Here is a 7327-nt window from a genome sequence, read left to right as displayed (position 1 = left end):
AACAGGTGAACCCACAAATCGTGGGTTCACCTGTCGCCGATGTCCTGAGACATCACATGGTGCCCCCGGCAGGATTCGAACCTGCGACGCACGGTTTAGGAAACCGACGCTCTATCCCCTGAGCTACGGGGGCGCACGCGGGGACAGCTTAGCGGAGGGGGCGGGGGAGGCGGGCATCGATTGTTGGCCGGTCGGGGATTCATCGTCAGCCTCTTGGGTATCCGCCGTGAACCGGTCGCCATCCATTGTCAGGCGTGCGGGCATCCAGTCGGCCGGTCGGAGGTCTGGCTGTTAGCCGGTGAGGGCGGTGACGGCTAGGTGGCCGGTGATGGAGGCGTAGCGCTCGGCGTAGAGGGTGGTGCAGCGGGAGGAGGCGCAGCCGGAGCCGGCGAAGGTGGTGCCGCGGATGGTGGCGGCGCTGGAGCCGGAGCGGGTGTAGACGGGGCCGCCGGAGTCGCCGCCGATGATGGCGATCTGACCACCGCGGGTCGCGCGGATGACGTAGGTGGTGCAGCCGTCGTTGTCGCAGTACTTCGCTGACGTCGAGCGGACAGTGATGCCGCAGAGCGACGTACTGAAGCTGCCGGACTGGCAGACGACCGTGCCGACGCCGGGGTCGGCTCCGCCCCGGACTGTGCGGGTGTCGGCGGAGTCGCCGGGGCCGTCGGTCCAGATCTTCGAGCCGTACGTGCTGCCGGTCAGAAGAGCCTGGTCGTAGTCGGGGTAGTTCTTCCTGACCGTCGTCGTGCCGTAGTAGTTCTTACCCGACTTCCACACGGTCCCGACGCCGCCACAGTGTCCGGCGGTCACTGACCCGCGCTGGCCGTTGGAACGTCGTACGACGGAGAAGCCCGCAGTGCAGTTCTTCAGAGCCGACGTGATCCGGGCGCCACCCCAGTGGCCACCCTTCGGGGTGTCGTTGAGGCGGGACGTGCGGGTGAGCGAGCTCTCGACGAGCCGTACGCCGGACAGGCGGCGCAACCCCTCCAGCGACGCGGCCGATGTCGTCGCCTTGTCGTACTCGATGATGATGTCTTCGGTGACTGGGTCGAGATCGGCGGCGAACGTCGTACGGGTCGCGTCGCCGGACCAGGAGCGGGCGCCGACCGCGTTCCAGGCGTCGGCGATCTCGCGGGCCGAGCGGCAACTGCGTTCGATGCCGACCATCTGCTTGCCGGCCGCGGGGACGTGCCGAGCCATCGCAGCTTCGTAGCGGCGCGAGTCCAGCATCGAGTTGTCGACCACGACCTTGTACCCGGTCGAGGCCGAACCGACGACGCCGATCACACCCTGGCTCAGGCCGTAGGGCAGCCCGGACTTCGGCCGGCCGGTGGCGTCCAGCGGTTCGAGGGACCGTACGGCGATGGCGATGCCGTCGCCGAGGGCCTCGCCGAGCGGCCGCGGATCCGACGCGGACGTCGGTTGCGCCAGCCGTTTCGACTGGACGGAACTCGCGCTCGGCTGGCCGTGCGAGCACGCCGAACCGGCGGTCGAGGCGACCGGAGCGCCAGGCGTCGCGGTGGCCGTGAGACCGACCGCGATGAGTGACATCGAGCCGAAAGTGAGCAGCGGGACAGTAACTGAGAGTCGCACGTAGCTCCCCAGATCGGTGGACGGCCGCGTCCATCCTCCGGTCAGGGACTCCACTCAGTCAAGAGTTGATCACTCTCGGCGAACAAGTTCGATTACCGTGCGCGAGCGTACCTCGCAAGCTCACGTCCGTCGCCGCCGAGGAACATCAGGGTGTCGCCGTCGAGAGTGACCCGGGCGGCATCCTTCAGTACGGCGGTGTGCGGCACGTTGTCGCATCCCATCAACCGCTGCGGGCCGGCCGTTGCGGTGAACTCGCCGTCCTGGCCGATCGAATACGTTCCCTGGAGTCCGTTGCAGCCGTCCGAACCGGTCCAGGTCCCGTCGGCGCGCAGCACGAGCACCGGGTCGTCCGGCCGCGGAGCCTTCAGCGAACTCACGCCGACCATCTGGACCGGCTGCCACGTCCCGGACACGTTCGAAGCCGAGAGCGGGGCCTGGACCGATGTCGACGCGGCCGGAGTCTGAGCGCCCGCGACTGGTGGCTGCTCCGAGGCGCTCGGGCCGCCGCCCAGGCTGAACACGGTGACGGCGATGCCGGCGACCGCCACGGCCGCGGCTCCTGAGATGATCCAGGTACGGCGCTGGGCCTTCCGTGCACCCGCGGTCGCCCGCTCGGTCAGGCCGGTGGCCGGCGGCACCGTCGCCGCGGCGCGGTCGAAGACACCGCGCAGGTCATCCTCGAGATCGGTGTTGCTCACGACAACCTCTCATCACGCATGGTGGGACTGCCTGCCCCAGAAGGAACACGACGCCGCCGCAAGGTGGCGAGCGCCCTGCTGGCGGTCGCCCGCACGGAGGACGGTTTGATGCCGAGCACGTCGGCGATCGTCTGGTCGTCGAGGTCCTGGTAGTAGCGCAGGACCAGCACGACCCTCTCCCTGGCCGACAACTCGGCGAGTGCTCGCCAGAGGTCGTCGGAGTTCACGATGTCGGTGGCGGGATCGGGCACCGTGTGCGGCGGGTCGATCTCGGCCGTCGGTGCCTCGGTGAACGACTTCCGCCGCGTCATCGACAGATACGCGTTGATCAGGATCCGCCGGACGTAGTGGTGCGGATCGTCCGCCTTGCGCACCTTCCGCCACGACTTGAACGCCTGCATCAACGCGATCTGGGCCAGGTCTTCCGCTCGCTGGTAGTCGCCGGAGACGGTGAAACCGAGCCGCACCAGTTCCTGTCCGCGTGCGGACACGTACTCCTCGAACTCCACTCGCCACTCCCCGGCTGGGCGTAGAACACCTCACATCTATTAGACGCATCGAGGTGTGCAGGGTGCTGCAACCATTCACACACAGTTGAGTCTCAGACCAACAGGTAAGGCCGTACTTCGCATGCACATGCTGCAGCGTCCAATGCTTGTGGCAAGAGCCGCCACCTGCCTTGCGGGTCGACCTCAGGGAGGGACCCGCAAGGCAGGCGCGGGTTGACCCGGCCCGGACGGCTTCGGGGGGCGCGTCCAGCGCAGGGTCAGCGCAGGCCGAGCGACTTGATCAGCTCGGGTGTCACCTGGCGGGGGGCCGGCAGTTCACCGGGCTTGCCCTGGCCTTCGAGGGAGGTCGCCACCAGACGGCGGCAGCCGAATGCCTCCACGGTGTAGGAGAGGACCCCGCGGTCGTTGTCGGTGAACCGCAGTACGTAGGTGGGGCCTAGCTCCTTGGTGCAGAACGCCGGCTTCTTCGCGACCGGCTTCGGAGTGTTCGCCAGGGCGAACAGATCCGTTGCCTGCTTGGCGTTGCGTTTGGTGTGGACTGTCGCGTAGTCCTGCCCGGACGCCTTGGCGTCGTACTGGCAGATCGTCACGCTGACGGGCTGGAACAGCGACGTTGCCGCGCCCTTGCCCCAGACAACCTTGTCGGTTGCCGTACGCACCGACGCGATGGTGTCGGGGCAGTCCATGCTCGGTGTGCCGCTGGGGGTGGGCGGCGAAGGGGTGGTGCTGCTGGTCGGGGTATCCGTGGGCTGGGCGGCGGGCGGGGACGTGGCGCTCTCATCACCGCAGGCGGCGGCAACTCCGAGTACAGCCACGACGAGCGTCGCACCGATCAGGCCCCGTGTCCGTAATGCACTCACGACTCGGTCCTTCCGGGTTGGCGAGGTCACCCATGATGGTCGACCGGCGTCTCGTCCCGCGTGCCAGAAGCATCACGGCGGCGCGTCGTTCCAGTCATGCAGGAAGAACGTGCGGCAACCGAGGCACACCTGTAACACGCGCGCTCTGGCAGGTCCGGATTACGATGACCTCCCGTGGGCCGGAAGAAGAACGACGCAGCGACGGCGCAGCGCGAACGCGACGAGTGGCAACTCGGCATCGACTGGGCCCGCTGGCTGCTGGCCGGCAACACCCCACAGCCCCTCACCATCTACGGGCTCGTCCTCGAGCCGGGTGAGGTCGCGTACGTCAACACCCCGGCGCACTACGCTCGCCTGTACGGCGGCAGCGGCCGGTACACCCACAGCAGTGGGCTGTTCATCGGCAAACCGGGCATGGTCCTCGGAATGATGGCGGCGAACGCGGCGATCAACGCGAGCCGGAAGGCCGCGGCCAAGCGGGACATGCAGCTGATGTGGCGCGACCGGCAGGAAGTGCCGACCGTGGTGACGAACTACCGGATCCTGTGCATGTTGCCGCAGCGCGGCTGGCTGAGCTTCTACTACAGCGCGGTGCAGGAGTTCTATCCCGATCCGGCGAACTGGATGGTCACCTTCGGATTCCAGAACGCGGAGCCGCTGCGGCTCGCCGGTCTGGCCGCGCCGACGCTGTCCGTGCTCACCGCGTGGTGCGTGCTCGGAAACGGCCGCTGGCAAGGCGAACCGGGCATCGCGCCGCTACTTCAGGCGGCTACCGGGCAGCAGTTGCCGCCGGGTGTTGTGCACGGCGAACTCGACACCGGGCAGCCGCGGCGACTGGGTAACCTTGAGCCATGACGAGCCCGTACGAAGACGACGAGCCGCTCTTCCCGGAACAGACCCGCGATGACGACCCGCGGACCTGGGGCGACAGCGACCCCGCCGCCGACGACGACGAACGCATCCTCCGCGAGGTTCCGCCGCACCACGAGTGAGGCCTTGGGAGCTGCCGTGGAGCTTCGGGGGTTCACAGAGGAGTACGGGCGTTTGGTTGCCGGCTGGGCCACGACGGCACAGGAAGTGGCGTTGCTGTGCGGGCGCGAGGAGTTCCCGTTTCCCGAGGAGCTGATCGGGAGCTGGCGGAAGGCCGATCCTGACATCCAGGCCTATCTGTACTACGACGGCGAGGACCCGGTCGGGTACGGCGAGGTGTGGCTCGACGACGAGGAGGACGAGGTCGAACTCGCCCGGATCATCGTCGATCCGTCACAACGCGGCCGGGGAATCGGCGTTGCGTTGGTGCGCGCACTACTCGAGCCGGCGGTCGCGGCTGGCCACCCGGACATCTTCCTCCGGGTCCGGCCGGACAACGCCGTCGGGATCAAGACCTATCTGGCTGTCGGCTTCACGGACGTCTCCCACCAAGAAATGAACGAATGGAACGCCGGCCAACCCATCCCCTACCGCTGGATGCGCTACCCCAGCCAGCCCTCACCAGATGCCGCACGCCGGATCTGACTCAGATGGCGTGAGTACGCCGGACAGCGTCGTCGGCATGGGATGGCGGGTGTGGGTCAGCGGCGTTCGCGGAGGGCGTCGCGGATTTCGGTGAGGAGTTGCTGGTCGGTGGTGAGGGGGTCGGGCTCGGGTTCCTGGCCGCGGGCGCGGCGGGCGGCGAGCTTGTTCAGCGGCAACACGATGAAGAAGTAGATGGCCGCCGCGACGAACAGGAAGTTCATCGCCGCCTGCAGGATCGCGCCGATCGAGAACTTCGCGCTGTTGAGGGTGAACGTCAGGACGTTGCTGATGTCCGGCTCGCCGAAGGCGGCCGCGATCAGAGGGTTGATCAGGTTCTCCACCAAGGCGGTGACGATCTGACCGAACGCCGCGCCGATGACGACGGCGACCGCCAGGTCGACCACGTTGCCGCGCATGACGAATTCCTTGAAGCCCTTGAGCATGTGTGGTGCCTCCATGGACGGGTGATATTTCCCCGACAACGTAGAGCCACCGCTTGGTCAGCGCGAGCGTCCGCGCCGGGGCCGACACGCATCGTGCCCGGTTGTGTCCGATAAGTGATCGGTATCGGACGACGCCACCCGGTGAGGTGTCGACGGAACGAGGGCGGTCGTCGCTTCGGCGCCTGGCTCGGGCGGGCCGTTAGCTGGTGTCTGGGGTGAGGGCAATGGTGATTTTGGAGTTGGTGGCGGCTTGGGCCAGGCGGGTGGCGACTGCGGGGGTGGTGGCGACCACGATGAGCGCGCCGGAGGTCGTCGTACGTGGGGAGGGGAGGGCGACCACGCGGACGGCTTGGGCGAGGAGGTTGGCGGAGTCGGCTGGGGTGCTGGTGGCGGCGTAGAGGTTGATGTGGTCGCCGACACGGAGGAGGGCGGAGATGTCGGCGTCGTCGATGCGGAACGGGTAGGCGACGGAGCCGGCCGGGACCGAGACCGGGGCCAGGAAGCGGGCGTCGGTGAGTGGTTCGCCGGATCTGACCGGTGTGCTGAGGACGCGGGTGGTGAGGTCGGTACCTGGTTTGAGGGCGCCGTCGGGTACGGCGTTCGGGGGGAGGTCGAGGGTGCGGAGGTCGGAGGTGGCGGGGACTTTTCCGCCGGGGAGGTCGCGGGCGGCGGCCAGGACGGCGACGGTTGGTGGGGGTGGCGGGGAGAGGGATTGGAGGGCGAAGTACACGGCTGCCGCGGCGGCCACGCCGGCTAGGAGTCGGCGGTGCCACCTCACGGCGCGCAACAGGTCGCGGGGTCGGAAAGGGTTTCTCATGCCAGAGAAAGTACGAGTCTTTCGCTGGGCCAGCGGTTAGTTATCCACATGGCTTGAGGCGGCTGCGGCGGCCGGAGGCCTTGTCTGTGGTGCCGGTGGTCGGCGGCCGCGAAGGGGGTGGCGCAGGCCGACTTGTCGGGTACGACGGGCGCCGGGGCGCGGGTGAGACGTCCGTGCGGCCCGTGCGGTGGGGCTGGGTGTGGGAGGTCTGTGAGGCGTTGACCCGACGTGTTAGGTGGGGCGGTGGTGAGGGGGCAGGTGCGGGCGGGGACGAGCAGAGCCAGCTTGCCGGGTGGGATGGCAGGCCCGGGGGGCGGACTGAGGGGCAGGTGGGGGCGGGGAGAGCAGAGCCGGCCTGCCGGGTGGGTGGCAGGCCGGGGGAGGGCTCGGGGTTAGGCGGCGCTGGTGTTGGTGGTGGAGGGGGACGATGTGGTGGTCGTCGAGGGCGCGGTGGAGGTCGAAGAGCTGGAGTCCGAGGTCGTCGACGACGGGGTCGAGTCGGACTTGGTGGAGACGGAGCCCTTGCCGGAGTTGCGGCTGTCGGTGCGGTAGAAGCCGGAGCCCTTGAACACGACGCCGACGGCGTTGAAGACCTTGCGCAGGGTGCCCTGGCAGGCGGGGCACACGGTCAGCGCGTCGTCCGTGAAGCTCTGCCGCACCTCGAGCGCCTCGCCGCAGTCGGTGCACTGGTACTGGTACGTCGGCACGGTTCGTTCCTCTCAGGCCGTTGGCACTCCTACTACTCGACTGCTAATAATGCTCCAGCAACCCGAACTATTCCAACTCGGGCGTGGGATACCTCAACCGAGCGTGGTTGTCCACCGGACGCAGAGCTACGCAAAGTTGTCCGGGACCCCATTTGGGGCGGGCGGCGGGATTCTCTACGGTTGGT

The 7327-nt window shown here is 68.2% G+C and carries 10 protein-coding genes and 1 tRNA gene; 3 read left to right on the top strand and 8 right to left on the bottom strand.

Features of this window, described 5'->3' with window-relative positions:
• Nucleotides 1–57: 57 nt before the first annotated feature.
• The 5 genes from ACYVOK_RS29055 to ACYVOK_RS29035 form a co-directional block, all read right to left on the bottom strand.
• Nucleotides 58–133 (bottom strand) — tRNA-Arg (locus ACYVOK_RS29055).
• Nucleotides 134–291: 158 nt separating this feature from the next.
• Nucleotides 292–1551: a S1 family peptidase gene (locus ACYVOK_RS29050; RefSeq protein WP_460665740.1), complete on the bottom strand. Its 1260-nt coding sequence runs from the start codon at nucleotides 1549–1551 to the stop codon at nucleotides 292–294.
• A 134-nt stretch (nucleotides 1552–1685) separates the two neighbouring features.
• The gene (locus ACYVOK_RS29045; RefSeq protein ID WP_460665739.1) at nucleotides 1686–2291 is read right to left on the bottom strand and encodes an META domain-containing protein; all 606 of its coding nucleotides are present in this window, start codon (nucleotides 2289–2291) and stop codon (nucleotides 1686–1688) included.
• Nucleotides 2288–2800, bottom strand: coding sequence for a SigE family RNA polymerase sigma factor (locus ACYVOK_RS29040; RefSeq protein ID WP_460665738.1), 513 nt, complete (start codon nucleotides 2798–2800; stop codon nucleotides 2288–2290). Before ACYVOK_RS29040 ends, ACYVOK_RS29045 begins: the two co-directional genes overlap by 4 nt.
• 257 nt (nucleotides 2801–3057) lie before the next feature.
• Entirely contained in the window at nucleotides 3058–3660 is a 603-nt protein-coding gene (locus tag ACYVOK_RS29035) for a hypothetical protein (RefSeq protein WP_460665737.1), read from the bottom strand.
• A gap of 174 nt (nucleotides 3661–3834) precedes the next feature.
• Here ACYVOK_RS29035 and ACYVOK_RS29030 point away from each other — a divergent pair, with 174 nt between their 5' ends.
• Genes ACYVOK_RS29030 through ACYVOK_RS29020 form a run of 3 tightly spaced genes read left to right on the top strand, consistent with a single transcriptional unit; the run spans nucleotide 3835 to nucleotide 5175 of the window.
• Complete coding sequence (locus ACYVOK_RS29030) at nucleotides 3835–4515, top strand: hypothetical protein (RefSeq protein WP_460665736.1); 681 nt, start codon at nucleotides 3835–3837, stop codon at nucleotides 4513–4515.
• The gene (locus tag ACYVOK_RS29025; RefSeq protein WP_460665735.1) at nucleotides 4512–4652 is read left to right on the top strand and encodes a hypothetical protein; all 141 of its coding nucleotides are present in this window, start codon (nucleotides 4512–4514) and stop codon (nucleotides 4650–4652) included. Before ACYVOK_RS29030 ends, ACYVOK_RS29025 begins: the two co-directional genes overlap by 4 nt.
• Nucleotides 4653–4668: 16 nt before the next feature.
• Nucleotides 4669–5175, top strand: a complete 507-nt coding sequence (locus ACYVOK_RS29020; RefSeq protein WP_460665734.1) for a GNAT family N-acetyltransferase — start codon at nucleotides 4669–4671, stop codon at nucleotides 5173–5175.
• A 56-nt stretch (nucleotides 5176–5231) separates the two neighbouring features.
• Here the strand turns inward: ACYVOK_RS29020 and mscL are convergent, their stop codons facing one another.
• From mscL to ACYVOK_RS29005, 3 genes are all read right to left on the bottom strand, one after another.
• Nucleotides 5232–5633, bottom strand: coding sequence for a large conductance mechanosensitive channel protein MscL (gene mscL, locus ACYVOK_RS29015; protein ID WP_460665733.1), 402 nt, complete (start codon nucleotides 5631–5633; stop codon nucleotides 5232–5234).
• A gap of 184 nt (nucleotides 5634–5817) precedes the next feature.
• Nucleotides 5818–6435, bottom strand: a complete 618-nt coding sequence (locus tag ACYVOK_RS29010) for a CpaB family protein (RefSeq protein WP_460665732.1) — start codon at nucleotides 6433–6435, stop codon at nucleotides 5818–5820.
• 392 nt (nucleotides 6436–6827) lie between these two features.
• Complete coding sequence (locus ACYVOK_RS29005) at nucleotides 6828–7142, bottom strand: FmdB family zinc ribbon protein (protein WP_460665731.1); 315 nt, start codon at nucleotides 7140–7142, stop codon at nucleotides 6828–6830.
• Between the last annotated feature and the right edge of the window lie 185 nt (nucleotides 7143–7327).

The sequence above is a fragment of the Kribbella swartbergensis genome, assembly GCF_054784135.1.
The sequence above is the reverse complement of the archived record's forward strand: the minus strand, read 5'-3'. Positions and strand labels throughout refer to the sequence as shown.